14 protein-coding genes are annotated in these 16225 nt (G+C 73.8%); 10 read left to right on the top strand and 4 right to left on the bottom strand.

The genetic code is table 11. From position 1 onward, the window contains the following. Window positions 1-238: 238 nt before the first annotated feature. Both ACZ6ZI_RS09555 and ACZ6ZI_RS09560 read left to right on the top strand, forming a co-directional pair. Window positions 239-898, top strand: a complete 660-nt coding sequence (locus tag ACZ6ZI_RS09555; RefSeq protein WP_363053608.1) for a response regulator transcription factor — start codon at window positions 239-241, stop codon at window positions 896-898. Between the two features lie 312 nt (window positions 899-1210). After that, the gene (locus ACZ6ZI_RS09560) at window positions 1211-1636 is read left to right on the top strand and encodes a pyridoxamine 5'-phosphate oxidase family protein (protein WP_363053607.1); all 426 of its coding nucleotides are present in this window, start codon (window positions 1211-1213) and stop codon (window positions 1634-1636) included. Between the two features lie 84 nt (window positions 1637-1720). On the opposite strand, the gene ACZ6ZI_RS09565 is transcribed toward ACZ6ZI_RS09560, so the two are convergent. Further along, window positions 1721-3328 (bottom strand): protein kinase domain-containing protein, encoded by a 1608-nt coding sequence (locus ACZ6ZI_RS09565; protein ID WP_363053606.1) that lies wholly within the window; start codon window positions 3326-3328, stop codon window positions 1721-1723. Between the two features lie 227 nt (window positions 3329-3555). Here ACZ6ZI_RS09565 and ACZ6ZI_RS09570 point away from each other — a divergent pair, with 227 nt between their 5' ends. The 8 genes from ACZ6ZI_RS09570 (at window position 3556) to ACZ6ZI_RS09605 (ending at window position 12484) form a co-directional block, all read left to right on the top strand. Further along, window positions 3556-5220 carry a protein kinase domain-containing protein gene (locus ACZ6ZI_RS09570; protein WP_469518246.1) on the top strand — a complete coding sequence of 555 codons (1665 nt, stop codon included), beginning with the start codon at window positions 3556-3558 and terminating at the stop codon, window positions 5218-5220. A 172-nt stretch (window positions 5221-5392) separates the two neighbouring features. Continuing rightward, on the top strand, window positions 5393-6280 hold the full coding sequence (locus tag ACZ6ZI_RS09575) for a helix-turn-helix transcriptional regulator (protein ID WP_469518248.1): 888 nt from the start codon (window positions 5393-5395) through the stop codon (window positions 6278-6280). Window positions 6281-6486: 206 nt separating this feature from the next. Beyond that, the gene (locus tag ACZ6ZI_RS09580) at window positions 6487-7044 is read left to right on the top strand and encodes a hypothetical protein (RefSeq protein ID WP_469518250.1); all 558 of its coding nucleotides are present in this window, start codon (window positions 6487-6489) and stop codon (window positions 7042-7044) included. Between the two features lie 114 nt (window positions 7045-7158). Then, window positions 7159-7698, top strand: a complete 540-nt coding sequence (locus ACZ6ZI_RS09585) for a bacterial proteasome activator family protein (RefSeq protein ID WP_363053602.1) — start codon at window positions 7159-7161, stop codon at window positions 7696-7698. Window positions 7699-8198: 500 nt separating this feature from the next. Continuing rightward, entirely contained in the window at window positions 8199-9116 is a 918-nt protein-coding gene (locus ACZ6ZI_RS09590) for an NTP transferase domain-containing protein (RefSeq protein WP_469518252.1), read from the top strand. Further along, complete coding sequence (locus ACZ6ZI_RS09595) at window positions 9113-10408, top strand: molybdopterin molybdotransferase MoeA (RefSeq protein WP_469518254.1); 1296 nt, start codon at window positions 9113-9115, stop codon at window positions 10406-10408. The genes ACZ6ZI_RS09590 and ACZ6ZI_RS09595 overlap by 4 nt, the downstream gene beginning before the upstream one ends. Beyond that, the gene (locus ACZ6ZI_RS09600; RefSeq protein WP_363053599.1) at window positions 10396-11496 is read left to right on the top strand and encodes a potassium channel family protein; all 1101 of its coding nucleotides are present in this window, start codon (window positions 10396-10398) and stop codon (window positions 11494-11496) included. Before ACZ6ZI_RS09595 ends, ACZ6ZI_RS09600 begins: the two co-directional genes overlap by 13 nt. A 10-nt stretch (window positions 11497-11506) precedes the next feature. Continuing rightward, entirely contained in the window at window positions 11507-12484 is a 978-nt protein-coding gene (locus tag ACZ6ZI_RS09605; protein WP_469518257.1) for an NAD(P)H-quinone oxidoreductase, read from the top strand. Between the two features lie 62 nt (window positions 12485-12546). Here the strand turns inward: ACZ6ZI_RS09605 and ACZ6ZI_RS09610 are convergent, their stop codons facing one another. From ACZ6ZI_RS09610 to pdhA, 3 genes are read right to left on the bottom strand one after another with little or no spacing between them, the layout of a single operon-like run. Beyond that, on the bottom strand, window positions 12547-13905 hold the full coding sequence (locus tag ACZ6ZI_RS09610; RefSeq protein ID WP_469518259.1) for a dihydrolipoamide acetyltransferase family protein: 1359 nt from the start codon (window positions 13903-13905) through the stop codon (window positions 12547-12549). Further along, window positions 13905-14921, bottom strand: coding sequence for an alpha-ketoacid dehydrogenase subunit beta (locus ACZ6ZI_RS09615; protein WP_363053596.1), 1017 nt, complete (start codon window positions 14919-14921; stop codon window positions 13905-13907). The genes ACZ6ZI_RS09610 and ACZ6ZI_RS09615 overlap by 1 nt, the downstream gene beginning before the upstream one ends. Next, entirely contained in the window at window positions 14918-16054 is a 1137-nt protein-coding gene (gene pdhA / locus ACZ6ZI_RS09620) for a pyruvate dehydrogenase (acetyl-transferring) E1 component subunit alpha (RefSeq protein WP_363053740.1), read from the bottom strand. The genes ACZ6ZI_RS09615 and pdhA overlap by 4 nt, the downstream gene beginning before the upstream one ends. Window positions 16055-16225: the final 171 nt, after the last annotated feature.

The following is a 16225-nucleotide window of genomic DNA, read 5'->3' on the forward strand; positions in this document are numbered from 1 at the left end:
GCGGCGCGTTGGGATTCAGGCGTGACAGGTGCCCCGGCGAGTGCCCTGCGCAAAGCACGTTACCCAGTGCGTCGCATAACTGCGAAACCCCGTTTGACCTGCGATTTTGCTTGGATATCCAACTAAATCGAGGGTTGCGGGAACAACCACTGGTCACAGCCTTGCAGGGGGCCGGAACAACGGCACGTTATCCCGGGTAACTCCGCCAGGGAAGGGGTGAGTATGTGAAACTGACTCCATGCGTGAAACCGGAAAAATCACGGTATTCCTCCTGGACGACCACGAAGTGGTACGTCGGGGTGTCCATGAGCTCCTGTCGGTCGAGGACGACATCGAGATCGTCGGCGAGGCCGGTACGGCGGCGGACGCGCTCGTGCGCATCCCGGCCACCCGCCCGGACGTGGCCGTCCTCGACGTGCGCCTGCCGGACGGCAGCGGGGTCGAGGTGTGCCGCGAGGTCCGTTCCCAGAACGAGGACATCAAGTGCCTGATGCTCACCTCGTTCGCCGACGACGAGGCGCTCTTCGACGCGATCATGGCGGGTGCCTCGGGGTACGTCCTCAAGGCGATCCGCGGGAACGAGCTGCTCAGCGCCGTGCGGGACGTCGCGGCCGGCAAGTCGCTGCTGGACCCGGTGGCCACCGCGCGGGTGCTGGAGCGCCTGCGTGACGGCAAGAACGGCAAGGGCGACGACCGCCTCGCGAACCTCACCGACCAGGAGCGCAAGATCCTCGACCTGATCGGCGAGGGCCTGACGAACCGGGTCATCGGGGAGCGCCTGCACCTCGCCGAGAAGACCATCAAGAACTACGTCTCCAGCCTGCTGTCGAAGCTGGGCATGGAGCGCCGCTCCCAGGCCGCGGCCTACGTGGCGCGCCTCCAGGCCGAGAAGCGCTAGCCGCGCCGGAGCACGGCGCCGGCCGCCCGCCCGGGTGGCTCCGGCGCCGCTCCGGGCGCCCGCGAGCCGACTCCGGGCCCGCTCGACCCGGCTCCGGCCCCGCTCCAGGCCCGCGCGAGCCGACTCCGGCCGCGATCCGGCCGCGATCCGGCTCCTCTCCGGCCGCGCTCCGGTGATCCTCGGGCCGCGCTCCGTCGCCCACCGTGGTCGCGCGGTTCCACACGACACACGGTTCAATTCGGGACCAACGTCCCTGATCATGGGGGCGGGATCCCCTTCCCCGGGCGCCGGGCGCCGGTGGACAGTGGTCCCATGTCCCCTGAGGAACTCCACGCCATCGAACTGCTGCGCCAGGTGCCCTACGGCCGAGTCGCCACCAGCATGCGCGCGCTGCCCTTCCTCGCCCTCGCCCGCCACATCGTGGTGGACGGCAGGGTCGTGCTGAGAATGCACTCCGGGTTCGGCTACCACCAGGCCTGCAACGGGAGCGTCGTCGCCTACGGGGCGGACAACTTCAATTCCCAGGACCCGACGCTGTGGTCCGTCCAGTTCACCGGAACCGCGCGGATCGTCGAACCGACCACCGCCGAGCTGGAGCTTTTCGGTCCCGGACCGCATTTCGTCGACGGCTCCGTCTTCGACCCGGTGTACATGCGAATCGAACCCCAGCTCGTCACCGTGCACACGCTCGCCGGAAATCTGAACCAACACGACAGGCAGTACCACCACGCGCTCTGATCAGCGGTTTTCAACGAAGTGTCGACAAAAGGAAGGGCCCGGCGGAATTGATTCCGTCGGGCCCCTCTTTCGTGTGACGACCGACTAGGGCGGCGTCTGGCCGCCGGTGGGCACGCTCGGCTCCTTCGTCGGCGGTGTCGGAGGCTCCTTCGTCGGAGGCTCCTTGGTCGGGGGCTGCGTCGCCGGCGAGGTCTTCGGGTCCGGCGAGGTGCTCGGCGTCGAAGGAGTCGGGTTGGTCGACGGCGTGTACTTGCTGCGGCTCGGCGTCGGGACGTACGTCTCCTCGCGCGTGCCGCCCGAGGGGGTGCTCGGCTGCGAGGAGGGGGTCTCCTCGGTGGAGTCCGGGCTGCTCTGGCCGCCGCTCGGGGTGCTCTGGCTGCTGGAGGGCTTCCCGCCGTCGCCACCGCCGCTGCCGCCGCCCACGGTCTTCACCGCGTACGCCACACCGCCGGCGATCGCGAGGACCGCGAGCAGTGCGAAGAGCAGCACCTTCCAGCGTCCGCCGCCGCTCGGGCGGTCGTCGTAGCCGCCGTAGCCGCCGTGACCGCCGTTGCCGCCGCCGTTGCCGCCGTGACCGCGTCCGCCGCCGCCCGGGAAGGCGGATCCGTCGTCCGGGTTCAGCGGGGGCACCATCGGCTGCTGGAACTGCGAGGTCGTCGCGTGCGCGGGGTACTGGCCCCCGTTCGCGGCGGGCATCGCCGCGGTCGGGGCGGCGCCGGGCTGGCCGTGCGGCAGCGCCATGGTGACCGGACCGGTGTTCCAGGTGCCGGTGTTCGGCCCCTGGTCCTGGAGCATCTGGAGCGCGTACTGGACGAGCCCGCGCATCTCCTCGGCGCTCTGGAAGCGGTCGTCGGGGTCCTTGGCGAGGGACCGCATGACGAGACCGTCGAGTTCCGCCGGGATGTCGGCGCCCTCGGGGAGCCGCGAGGGCGGCACCGGGATGTCCTGGACGTGCTGGTAGACCACCGACAGCGGGGTCTCCCCGGTGAAGGGGGGCCGCAGCGCGAGGAGTTCGTAGAGGAGGCAGCCGGTCGCGTACAGGTCGCTTCGGTGGTCCACGGCCTTGCCGAGGGCCTGTTCTGGCGACAGGTACTGCGGGGTGCCCATGACCATGCCGGTCTGCGTCATCGTCGACTGCGCGCCGTGCAGGGCGCGGGCGATGCCGAAGTCCATCACCTTGACCGCGCCGGCGTGGGTGATGATGACGTTCGCGGGCTTGATGTCGCGGTGCACGATGCCGTGCTGGTGGGAGTAGGCGAGCGCTTCGAGGACGCCCGACACGATGATGAGCGCCTGCTCGGGCCCCGGGGCCTCGGCGCTGATCAGCAGATCGCGGATGGTGCGGCCCTCGACCAGCTCCATCACGATGTACGGGACGACGTTCGGGCCGACCCGGTCCTCGCCCGAGTCGTACACGGCGACGACCGCGTGGTGGTTCAGCCCCGCGACCGACTGTGCCTCACGGGTGAAGCGGGCCTTGGACACCGGGTCCTCGGCGAGGTCGGCGCGCAGCAGCTTCACGGCGACGGTGCGGCCCAGTCGCACGTCCTCGGCGGCGAAGACCTCCGCCATGCCGCCGCGGCCCAGCCGGTGCGTCAGGCGGTACCGGCCGTCGCCCACGAGGCCGCCCGCGCCCCAGTGCTCCGGACCTTCGGCCATCCCGGCGCCGTTTCCCTCGGGTTCGGGTGCCATCAGTCCTCGCCGTCGTCTCTCTCGTCCGCTCTAGCGGTGGGTCCTCATCGGGTGCTCCGATGAACGCTACAGCCTCCACACCGGTCACCGTTCGGACAAAGGCACCCCGTAGCAGCACGGTCACGGAACGGGGACCTGGCTTGACGTGTGCTTGCCCTCCGGCAGACTGGGCGCCACATGCGCTCAGCCGGACGCGTAGGGACACAGCCCGAGGGGAAGCAACAGTCATGAGCCAGGACGGCACGCAGGGCCGGTACGCAGGCGGCTCCCTGGCCGGTGGCCGTTACCAGCTAAGGGATTTGCTGGGCGAGGGGGGCATGGCCTCCGTCTACCTCGCGTACGACTCCGCCCTCGACCGACAGGTCGCCATCAAGACACTGCACAGCGAGCTCGGGCGCGAGGCGTCCTTCCGCGAGCGCTTCCGGCGCGAGGCGCAGGCTGTTGCCAAACTGTCGCACACCAATATCGTCTCGGTCTTCGACACCGGCGAGGGCGAGGTGTCCTTCGGCGGCGCCGCCGGGGACAACACGGTCATGCCGTACATCGTCATGGAGTACGTCGAGGGCCGGCCGCTGGGCTCCGTCCTGGAGGCGGACGTCCGCCAGTACGGCGCGATGCCGGCCGAGAAGGCGCTGAAGGTGACGGCCGACGTGCTGGCCGCGCTGGAGACCAGTCACGAGATGGGCCTGGTCCACCGTGACATCAAGCCCGGCAACGTGATGATGACCAAGCGCGACGTGGTCAAGGTGATGGACTTCGGCATCGCGCGCGCGATGCAGTCCGGGGTCACCTCGATGACGCAGACCGGCATGGTCGTCGGCACCCCGCAGTACCTGTCGCCGGAGCAGGCGCTCGGGCGCGGCGTGGACGCCCGTTCCGACCTGTATTCGGTCGGCATCATGCTGTTCCAGCTGCTGACGGGCCGGATCCCCTTCGACGCGGACTCCCCGCTGGCGATCGCGTACGCGCACGTCCAGGAGGAGCCGGTCGCCCCGTCGAGCGTCAACCGTTCCGTCACCCCGGCGATGGACGCCCTCGTGGCGCGGGCCCTGAAGAAGAACCCGAACGAGCGCTTCCCCACGGCCGCGGCCATGCGCGACGAGGTCCTGCGGATCATGTCGGCCGGTGGGACGGGCGCCCCGGTGATCGTGCCCGGCGCCGCGACGGGCGGCAGCGGGGCGGGCGTCGGCTCGGCCGTGTTCCCGCCGGTGGACTCCGGCTACCAGAGCGTCCCGCAGTCGCTCCAGCAGCCGTACCAGGCCCCGCAGACGCCGCCGCCGTCCCCGTACGCGCCGACGCCCCCGCCGCAGCAGGGCGGTTACGCCTACCCGCAGCCGGCCGGGCACGGCACGGCGCCGCTGCCGCAGCAGCCGTACGCGGCGCAGACCCCGCCGACGTTCAACATCTCGCCCTCCGCCCCGTCGGGCGGCGGGGCGTCCGGCGGGAAGCGGAACACGCCGGTCGTCGTCGGGGCGATCGTGGTGGCGCTGCTGGCCGTCGGCGGTCTGATCGCGGTCGTCAACATGGGCGGGGACAAGGGCGACAAGGACGACACGGCCTCGCCGTCCACCTCGGCGTCCGCGTCCGGGTCGGCGGTGCCGGGCCACAAGGGTCCGGACCCGACGCGCACGATCGACCCGGAGAAGTGCAAGAACGCCTCCAAGTCCTACAAGGACGCGAACAAGGTCGTGGCGCCGGACTTCCGGTACAAGAACCTGCGCTCGGTCAAGGAGTGCATCCAGGCCGCGGGCTGGCGCTTCGAGATCCAGAAGCGTGACGAGGCGGTCTACGGCGAGGACACCGTCCTGGAGCAGCTGCCGGCCTCGGGGACGGACGTGGCCAAGGCGGACACCGAGTTCACCCTGATCGTCTCCACGGGCGACCCGCAGTAACGGTCGTACGGCCGGCGCGCCGTCGCGGACCGGGGGAATCCCGGTGCGCGGCGGCGCGCCCGTGTGCGGGGCCCCGGCCGCGGGGGGCTGCGGGGGGGGCGGCCCGACGGGCGCGGTCGCCTGGCCCCGGCAGGGCCAGGATCGAACCGCCGCGGCCGGCCACAATCCTCGTATGAGCACAGCGATCGCCATGGGCGAGTTCCTCCGCTCCCGCCGCGCCCTGCTGAACCTCCGGGACGTCGCCCTGCCGGACTTCGGGGGCCGGCGCCGGGTCGCGGGCCTGCGCCGCGAGGAGATCGCCCAGCTGGCCGGGGTGAGCGTCGACTACTACACGCGGATGGAGCAGGGCCGCGTGTCCAACCCCTCGGACGCGGTGCTCGACGCCCTCGCCCGCGCCCTGCGGCTGGACGGGGACGCCACGCGGCACCTGCACCGTCTCGCCCGGCCGCGACCCTCCGGCCGGCAGGCCCCGCGGCGCCCCGATCCGCCGCAGCGCGTGCGCCCCATGTTCCGGCGGCTGTTGGACGATCTGGTGGACATGCCGGCGTTGGTGATGGGCCGTCGCATGGACGTCCTGGCCTGGAACGCGGCGGCGGTCGCCCTCTTCGGCGACTACGGGGCCCTGGAACCGGCGGAGCGCAACGTCGCCCGGATCACCTTCCTCGACGGGGCCTCCCGGGAGCTGTACGCGGACTGGGACTCCTGCGCCCGGGAGAACGTCGCCTACCTGCACCTGGACGCGGGCCGGCACCCCGACGACCCCCGGTTGGCGAGCCTGATCGGGGAACTGTCGATGCGGAGTGCGGACTTCCGGCGCTGGTGGGCCGAGCACCCCGTGCAGGACAAGGCCTCGGGCACCAAGCGGTTTCGCCATCCGGTGGTGGGCGACGTGGAACTGGCCTACGAGACCCTGCGCGCCACGGACGACCCCGAACAGTCCCTGATCACGTACGCCGCCGAGCCGGGCAGCCCCTCGCACGACGCCCTGCGGATGCTGCTGGCCTGGGCCACCGACGCCCCCGACCCCGACCCCGCGCCGGTCGACGGCCGGGTGCGCTGACCCGCCGCCCCGCACCCGGGCGGGTGGTGCGTACCCTCCTTCGCGCGGCCCGAGATGCCGCGTTTGCCCCGTTATGTGAACCTGAGCTCGTCGCGGCACCGCCACGCCCCGGTGGGGCGGCTCCCCGACACCTCGGTACCTCGACAGCGCGGTACCCCGGAACCTCGGCACCTACGCAGCGGGCGCCGGGAACGGGAGGGCTCCCCGTGACCGCATGCCTCCGCGCGTCCTGCCGGGCCGCCTGGCCCGCGCTGGCGCTGGCCGCGCTGCTGCTCTCCGCGCCCGCGAGCGCGAGCCCCGCCCGCGCCCCCGGCCCCGCCGCGCCCGCGGGCGCCGTCGCGGTGGCCGACGTACCCGAAGAGGCCTACGAGGAGCTCGCCGGCAGCGCGGCGGGCGTCGGCCGGGAGCGCCCCGGACGGGCCGCCGGCGAACCCGCCGACCCCGAGATGGTCACCGCCTCCCGCCCGCTGCGCCCCTACCCGCACACGCCGCCGCGCACCCGGCCGGAGCCGTCCGCGCCCGCGGCGACGGCCACGGCGCCGGGCGTCGCGCCGAGCGGTGCGTCGGACACGGCGTCGGGCACGGCGTCGGGCCGGCCCTCGGGCCCGCCCTCGGGCCCGCCGGAGAACGTCACCGCGCTCGGCACCGCGCCCAACGAACGCGCCGCCGACCTCGCCGCGCACATGCTGCCGCTGGGCACCGGACTGACCCTGATGGGCCTCGGGCTCGGCTACATGGGCGTGCGGCTGCGCCGGGGCCGCTGAGGGTCCGCGGGCCGCCGCGCGCGAACCGCCGATGTCGGCGCCCCCGTACAGGGTGGATCACGCCCGAACGGGGGCACACCGTGTGAGGACGAAGGTGTGCGAGAGAATGTCGGCATGGAGATGCCGAGGAGTGAACGGTCGCAGGACAGTCCCCCGCACGTCCTGATCGTGGGACAGGACGGGACGGCGGTCGGCGGCGCCGATGACGAGTCGCGCGAGGTTCCGGTGACGGACATGGTCGAACAGCCCGCCAAGGTCATGCGGATCGGCAGCATGATCAAGCAACTTCTGGAAGAGGTGCGCGCCGCTCCTCTGGACGAGGCCAGCCGGGTCCGTCTGAAGGACATCCACGCGGCGTCGGTGAAGGAACTGGAAGACGGCCTGGCGCCGGAGCTGGTGGAGGAACTGGAGCGCCTCTCCCTGCCGTTCACCGAGGAGGCCATCCCCTCCGAGGCGGAACTGCGCATCGCGCAGGCCCAGTTGGTGGGATGGCTGGAGGGCCTGTTCCACGGCATCCAGACGGCCCTGTTCGCGCAGCAGATGGCGGCGCGGGCCCAGTTGGAACAGATGCGCCGCGCGCTGCCGCCCGGCGGCTCGCACGAGGACGACGAGGACGGCCCGCACGGGGCGGTCCGCTCCGGCCCGTACCTCTAGGAGTCCCTCCGGGGATCCCACCGGGGATCCCACCGGGGTGCGGGATCGCCGCCGGGGTCGGTGGCCCGTGGCTCCGCGCCACCGCGAAGACGGGGCCGGGCGGCGCCCGGTGGGGCCGGTCGGGCGGTCCGGAAGGGCGGCCCGGCGAGACGGCCCCGGCCCGTCGGGGTCCGTGCGCGGGCCGCGGGGCCCGAGGGTCCCCGGAGCCCCGATCCACCTCCGCTCGCGCCCCGCTCCGGCGGGGCGCGCGCGTTCCCGCCCGACCCGGCGGCCCGGCCCCTGCCGGCTCCGCCCCGCCGACGCCCCGCCCCGCCGACGCCCCGCGCAGCCGATCCGGCTGCGATCCGGCTCCGGTCGGCGTCGGTCCGGTAGAAGTCCGGCTCCGGTTCCGGCATCGATCCGGTGTCGGTCCGGTGTCGGTCGGCGGACGCCCGCGCGGCCGGTAAGGATCCGGTAAGCGGCGCCCCCCGACGGCGCCTTCGGCCCCGCATACTCGGGGCATGAGCTACGACGCGATCGTCCTGGCCGGCGGGGCCGCCCGCCGCCTCGGCGGGGCCGACAAGCCCGCCCTCCCGGTCGGTGGCCGCGCCCTCCTCGACCGGGTCCTGGACGCCTGCGCGGACGCCCGCACCACCGTCGTGGTCGGCACCCGCAGGGCCACCTCGCGCCCGGTCGACTGGGCCCTGGAGGACCCGCCCGGCGGCGGCCCGGTCGCCGCGCTGGACGCCGGGGTGCGCCGCTGTTCCGCCGGACTGGTCCTCGTACTCTCCGCCGACCTGCCCTTCCTCGACCGGGACACCGTCCACGCCCTGCTGACGGCGGCGACGGACGGCCCGGACGGGACGAGCAGCCCGGACGGGGCCTTGCTCCGCGACCCCGAGGGCCGCGACCAGCCCCTCGTCGCCGCCTACCGCGCCGAGCCCCTGCGCCGCGAACTCGCCCTGCTCGCCACCGAACACGGCGACCTGCGCAACCTCCCCCTGCGCGCCCTCACCGCCGAGTTGGCCCTCACCCCGGTCACCGCCGCCGCCCCGCTCGCCTCCTTCGACTGCGACACCTGGGAGGACCTGGCGGCGGCCCGCGCCCGGATCAGGGAGCATGGGGACGTGCTGGAGCAATGGATCACCGCCGCCAAGAACGAACTGGGGATCGACCTCGACGTCGACACCAAGACCCTGCTCGACCTCGCCCGTGACGCCGCCCACGGCGTCGCCCGACCCGCCGCTCCGCTGACGACCTTCCTCGTCGGCTACGCGGCCGCCCGCGCCGAGGCCACCGGCGCCGACCCCGCCCGCGCCGTCGCGGAGGCCTCCCGCAAGGCCGCCGACCTGGCCCTGCGTTGGGCCGCCGAGTCCGACACGACGCGGCCCGGCACGCCCACCGGCACCACCCAGCCCGAGGAGACCGGCTCCGGATGACCCGTACCGACGCCGACGGCGACCTCGACGAGGCCCTCGCCCTGGTCAGCCGAAGCTCCCCGAACACCGCCGAGGGCGGCGACCGGCGCGCCACACCCTGGCTGCGCGCCCGCGAGAACGCCGTGCGCGCCGGTTCGGGAGTCCGGGGCCGCACCCACCGCGTGCCGCTCGCCGACGGGCTCGGCGAGGTCCTCGCCGCCCCCCTCGACGCCCTCGGGGACCTGCCCTCCTTCGACACCTCCGCCATGGACGGCTGGGCCGTCGCCGGACCCGGCCCCTGGACCGTCCGCCCCGGCGGCGACGTCCTGGCCGGCGCCGAACCGCCCGCGCCCCTCGCGGACGGCGAGGCCGTGCGCATCGCCACCGGCGCCCGGGTCCCCGCCGACACCACCGCCGTGATCCGCAGCGAGCACGCCCGCGAGACCGGCAGCCAGCTCCACGCCCGGCGCACCGTGAACACCGGCCAGGACATCCGCCCGCGCGGCCAGGAGTGCCGCTCGGGCGACCTGCTGCTGCCCGTCGGCTCCCTCGTCACGCCCGCCGTCCTCGGCCTCGCCGCCGCCGCCGGCTACGACGAGCTGGTCACCCGGCCCCGGCCCCGCGTGGAGATCCTCGTCCTCGGCGACGAACTGCTCACCGAGGGCCTCCCGCACGACGGCCTGATCCGCGACGCCCTCAGCCCCATGCTCGGACCCTGGCTCGCCCGCGCCGGCGCCGAGGTCATCGGCACGCGCTGGCTCGGCGACGACCCGGCGGGCGCCGAAGCCCTCCTACGGGCGGTCACCTCCTCCACCGCCGACGTGATCGTCACCACCGGCGGCACCGCCTCCGGCCCCGTCGACCACGTCCACCCCGTGCTGGAGCGCGCCGGAGCCGAACTGCTCGTCGACGGGGTCACCGTCCGCCCCGGGCACCCGATGCTGCTGGCCCGCCTCGGCGACCCGGCCGACGGCCGCCACCTGGTCGGGCTGCCCGGCAACCCCCTCGCCGCCGTGTCCGGGCTGCTGACCCTCGGCGAACCGCTGCTGCGCGCCCTCGCCGGCCGCCGCCAGCGCCCGCGCTACACGGTGCCGGTCGAGGGCGACGTGCCCGGCCACCCGCACGACACCCGGCTGGTGCCGGTACTGCTGACCGACGAACACGCCGTACCGCTGCGGTACAACGGCCCGGCGATGCTGCGCGGGGTCGCGGCCGCCGACGCGCTGGCCGTCGTACCGGCGCACGGCGCACGATCCGGGCAGGAGCTGGAGATCCTGGACCTGCCGTGGGCCTCAGGGGGATGTTTCACGTGAAACTGCACGGCCAGGACGCCATGGCGCGGGGTGCCGACGAGAAACTCGTCTCGCGCCGCGTCAAGCTCCCCAAGCGCGTGGTCGAGAAACCGCTGCGGCAGGTCACCCGACGGCTGTTGATGGCCCTGTTCGTGCTGTGCCTCACGGTCCTGATCGTCTGGCTGGACCGCGAGGGCTACCACGACAACGCCAACAAGCAGGTCGATCTCCTCGACTGCGTCTACTACGCGACCGTGACCCTGTCGACGACGGGCTACGGCGACATCGTCCCGTACAGCGACAGCGCGCGGCTGGTCAACGTCCTGCTGATCACCCCCCTGCGCGTGCTGTTCCTGATCATCCTGGTCGGCACCACCCTGGAGGTGCTCACCGAGCGCACCAGGGAGGAGTGGCGGCTGAACCGCTGGAGGAACAACTTGCGTGAGCACACGGTCGTCGTGGGCTTCGGCACGAAGGGCCGCTCGGCCCTCCAGACGCTGCTGGCCACCGGCCTCCCCAAGGAGCAGGTCGTCATCGTCGACCCCAGCGCCAAGGTGATCGACACGGCCAACGCGGAGGGCTTCACCGGGGTCGTCGGCGACGCCACGCGCTCCGACGTGCTCCTGCGGGCCGAACTCCAGAAGGCCCGCCAGGTCGTCATCGCCACCCAGCGCGACGACACGGCCGTGCTGGTGACCCTGACGGCCCGCCAGCTCAACCGGGGCGCGAAGATCGTGGCCGCCGTCCGCGAGGAGGAGAACGCGCCGCTGCTGAAGCAGTCCGGCGCGGACGCGGTCATCACGAGCGCGAGCGCGGCCGGACGGCTCCTGGGCCTGTCCGTGCTCAGCCCGAGCGCCGGGACCGTGATGGAGGACCTGATCCAGCAGGGCAGCGGCCTGGACCTCATCGAGCGTCCCGTCAGCAAGGCGGAGGTCGGGCGCGGGGTGCGCGAGACGGAGGACCTCGTCATCAGCGTCCTGCGCGGACACCGCCTGCTCGCCTACGACGACCCGCACGCGAGCCCGCTCCAGGCGACGGACCGGGTGATCACCATCGTCCGGGCCGTGCCCCCGACGGGCCCTCAGGTCACCTTCGGCGCACCGGAGTAGATTCCGCCCCATGCATGCGATCACCATCGAGCAGCCCGGCGGCCCCGAGGCCCTCGTCTGGGCCGAGGTACCCGATCCGGTGGCGGGCCAGGGGGAGGTGCTCGTCGAGGTCGCGGCGAGCGCCGTGAACCGCGCCGACGTCCTTCAGCGCCAGGGGTTCTACGATCCTCCGCCGGGCGCCTCGCGCCACCCCGGCCTGGAGTGTTCCGGGCGCGTCGTCGCCGTCGGACCGGGCGTGTCCGGCTGGGCGGTGGGCGACGAGGTGTGCGCGCTGCTGGCCGGCGGCGGGTACGCGCAGCGGGTCGCCGTACCGGCGGGACAGCTGCTGCCGGTCCCGGCCGGGGTGGACCTGGTGTCGGCCGCCGCTCTGCCCGAGGTGGTGGCGACGGTCTGGTCGAACGTCTTCATGGTCGCGGGGCTGCGCCCCGGCGAGACCCTCCTGGTCCACGGCGGCGCGAGCGGCATCGGCACGATGGCGATCCAGCTCGGCAAGGCGGTGGGCGCGCGGGTCGCGGTCACGGCGGGCGGCGCCGGCAAGCTGTCCCGCTGCGCGGAACTGGGCGCGGACGTCCTCATCGACTACCGCGAGCAGGACTTCGTGGAAGAGCTGCGGGCCGCCACCGGCGGAGCCGGGGCGGACGTGATCCTGGACATCATGGGCGCGAAGTACCTGGCCCGGAACGTGGACGCGCTGGCGGTCAACGGCCGCCTCGCGGTCATCGGCCTCCAGGGCGGGGTGAAGGCCGAGCTGAACCTGGGCGCGCTGCTCGCCAAGCGGGCGGCGATCACCGCGACCTCGCTGCGGGCCCGCCCGCTGGAGGAGAAGGCCGCGATCGTGGCGGCCGTACGGGAACACGTGTGGCCCCTGATCACGGCGGGGCGCGTGCGTCCGGTCGTGCACGCCACGTACCCGATGGCGGACGCGGCGCAGGCGCACCGCGTCCTGGAGTCGAGCGCGCACGTGGGCAAGATCCTCCTCACCCCCTGAGCGTCGGGTGCGCCGCCCCGACCCCGCCGGCGTGGGGTCGGGGCGGCGCACCGCCGGGGCGGCTACAGCCCCCGCAGCAGCACCGCCGGGTTCTCGACGCAGTCGGCGACGTAGCGCAGGAACCCGCCCGCCGTACCGCCGTCGCACACCCGGTGGTCGAAGGTCAGCGACAGCTGTACGACCTGCCGAACGGCCAGCTCCCCGCGGTGCACCCACGGCTTCGGGATGATCCGTCCGACGCCGAGCATCGCCGCCTCGGGGTGGTTGATGATCGGCGTGGAGCCGTCGACCCCGAACACCCCGTAGTTGTTGAGGGTGAACGTGCCGCCCGTGAGGTCGGACGGGGCGAGCTTGCCCGCCCGGGCGAGCTCCGTCAGCCGGGCGAACTCCGCCGACAGGGACTCCGGGCTGCGGGTCTGCGCGTCCCGGACGACGGGCACCATCAGGCCCCGCTCGGTCTGCGCGGCGAAGCCCAGGTGGACGGCCGGGAGCCGGACGATCTCCTTCGCGGCCAGGTCCACGGTGGAGTTGAGCTCCGGGTACCGGGCGAGCGCGGCCGTGCAGATCCGGGCCAGCAGCGCGAGCACGGAGATCTTCGGGCCGTCGACGGCGTTCATCGCGGCCCGCGCCGCCATCAGCTCGGTGGCGTCCGCGTCCACCCAGCAGGTGGCCTCGGGGATCTCCCGGCGGCTGCGCGACAGCTTCTCCGCGACGGCCCCCCGCAGTCCCTTGAGCGGGATCCGTTCGCCCTGCGCCGCCGCCGCCGCGGGGGCGGGGGTCGGCGCGGGCGCGGGGGCCCGGAGCGCGGCCAGGGCCGCCTCGACGTCGGCCCGCAGGATCAGGCCCTGCGGCCCGGAGCCGTGCAGGGCCCGCAGGTCCAGCCCGTTGTCCTTGGCCAGCTTGCGCACCAGCGGCGAGATGACCGCCACCGGGCCGGCGACGACCTCGGGAGCCGCCGCGGCCGGAGCCACCGCGACGGGGGCCGGGGCCGGGGCCGCGACGACCGGAGCCGGGGCCGCGACCGGCGCCGACACCGCGGCGGTGACGGGTCGCACCCGTCGCCGACGCGCCGGGCGCGAGTGGTCCGAGCCGTAACCGATCAGGGGCCGGGGCGAGTTCTCGGAGCCCTCCGCCTCGCCGGGGCCCGCGTCGGACCCGTCGGCGGGAGCCGTCGCCGACCCGACCGCCACGGTGATCAGCGGGGCGCCGACGGGCAGCTCCGTGCCCTCCTCGCCGAAGCGCGCGGTGACCACGCCCCCGTACGGGCACGGCACCTCGACCATCGCCTTGGCGGTCTCCACCTCGACGACGGGCTGGTCGATCTCGACGACGTCGCCGACGGCCACCAGCCACCGCACGATCTCCGCCTCGGTCAACCCCTCCCCGAGGTCGGGCAGCTTGAACTCCAGTACCTGCGGCATCAGTTCTCCCACTGCAGGCGGGCCACGGCGTCCAGGATCCGGTCCACTCCGGGCAGGTGGTGCTTCTCCAGCATCGGCGGCGGGTAGGGGATGTCGAAGCCCGTCACGCGCAGCACGGGAGCCTCCAGGTGGTGGAAGCAGCGCTCCGTCACGCGGGCGGCGATCTCCGCGCCCGGTCCGCCGAAGCCGCCGGCCTCGTGGACCACGACCGCGCGCCCGGTGCGGCGTACGGAGGCGACGACGGTCTCCTCGTCGAAGGGGACCAGCGAGCGCAGGTCCACGACCTCCAGGTCCCAGCCCTCCTCGCGGGCCGCCTCGGCCGCCTCCAGGCAGATCGGGAGCGAGGGGCCGTAGGTGATGAGGGTGGCGCCGGTGCCCTGTCGCCGCACGAGCGCCCTGCCGATGCCCGGGACGGCCGCGGGGGCCTGCGGCGACCAGTCGGCCTTCGACCAGTACAGCCGCTTGGGCTCCAGGAAGACCACCGGGTCGTCGCTGGCGATGGAGGCGCGCAGCAGCCCGTACGCGTCCTCGACGGTCGCCGGGGTGACGACGGTGAGGCCGGGGGTGGCCACGTAGTAGGCCTCGGAGGAGTCGCAGTGGTGTTCGACGCCGCCGATGCCGCCGCCGTAGGGAACGCGGATGGTGATCGGCAGGGGCATGGCGCCGCGGGTGCGGTTGCGCATCTTCGCCACGTGCGAGATCAGCTGCTCGAAGGCGGGGTACGCGAAGGCGTCGAACTGCATCTCCACGACCGGCCGCAGCCCGTACATGGCCATGCCGACCGCGGTGCCGAGGATGCCGGCCTCGGCGAGCGGGGTGTCCGTCACGCGGTCCTCGCCGAACTCCTTGGCGAGGCCGTCCGTGATCCGGAAGACGCCGCCCAGGGTGCCGACGTCCTCGCCCATGACGTGGACCGTCGGGTCCTCGGCCATCGCGTCGCGCATGGCCCGGGTGAGCGCCTGCGCCATTGTCGCCGGCTTCACCGCCCGATCGGTCCGCTCGGCCACCGTGCTCATGCCTGTCCCTCGGCTTCCAGTTCGGCGCGCAGCAGTTCCGCCTGCTCGCGCAGGACCCCGGTCTGCTCCGCGTAGACGTGCGCGAAGAGGTCCATGGGGTTCACCACCGGGTCGGCGTTCATCCGCTCGCGCAGGGTGGCCGCCATGGCCTCGGCGGCGTCGCGCGCCTCCTGGATGCCGGCGTCGTCGAGGATCCCGCGCGCGGTCAGCTCGCGCTCCAGGAGCAGCACCGGGTCGTGCGCCTTCCAGGCCTCCACCTCGGAGTCCGAGCGGTAGCGGGTGGCGTCGTCGGCGTTCGTGTGGGCCTCCATCCGGTAGGTGACGGCCTCGATCAGGGTCGGGCCGCCGCCGGAGCGGGCGCGCTGGACGGCCTCGGTGAGGACCTCGTGCATGGCGGCCACGTCGTTGCCGTCGACCAGCCGGCCCGGCATGCCGTACCCGACGGCCTTGTGGGCCAGGGTCGGGGCGGCCGTCTGCTTGGCCAGCGGGACGGAGATCGCGAAGCCGTTGTTCTGGACGAGGAAGACCACCGGGGCCTGCCAGACGGCCGCGAAGTTGAGCGCCTCGTGGAAGTCGCCCTCGCTGGTTCCGCCGTCGCCGACCATGGCGAGCGCCACGACCTCGTCGCCGCGCAGGCGCGCCGCGTGCGCCAGGCCCACCGCGTGCGGCAGCTGGGTGGCGAGCGGGGTGGACAGCGGGGCTATCCGGTGTTCGCGCGGGTCGTAGCCGGTGTGCCAGTCGCCGCGCAGCAGCGTCAGCGCCTGTACGGGGTCCAGTCCGCGGGCCACGGCCGCGAGGGTGTCGCGGTAGCTCGGGAAGAGCCAGTCCTGCTCCTCCAGGACGAGCGCGGCGGCGATCTCGGCCGCCTCCTGCCCGACGGTGGAGGGGTACACGGCGAGACGGCCCTGCCGGGTGAGCGCGGTGGCCTGGGCGTTGTACCTGCGGCCGCGGACGAGCTCGGCGTAGTACCGGCGCATCAGCGCGGGGTCGAGGCGGTCGGCCGCCGGTGTGCCCAGGACCCGGTACGGCTCCGGGTCCGGAAGCAGCGGGGCGGCCTCCGTACGGGGCCTCCAGGCGGGCGGCGGGGTGACACGGTGCGACGCACCGGCACCGGGCAGCTCTTGGACCGTCATGGCGGCGTACACCTCCTCGTGGGAAGCGGGCAGGGACGTCTCGGGTGTGAGGCGCCTCACCTACCGATTGTTCGGTCGTTGGCGCAATTTGGCTACAGGCGGCTCCAGGCTGTGGACAAAGTGGCGGCGGGGCCGTGGGATGGGTGCAGGACGTCCAGGAGAGGGAGGCAG

Source organism: Streptomyces sp. NPDC103540 (assembly GCF_055584445.1).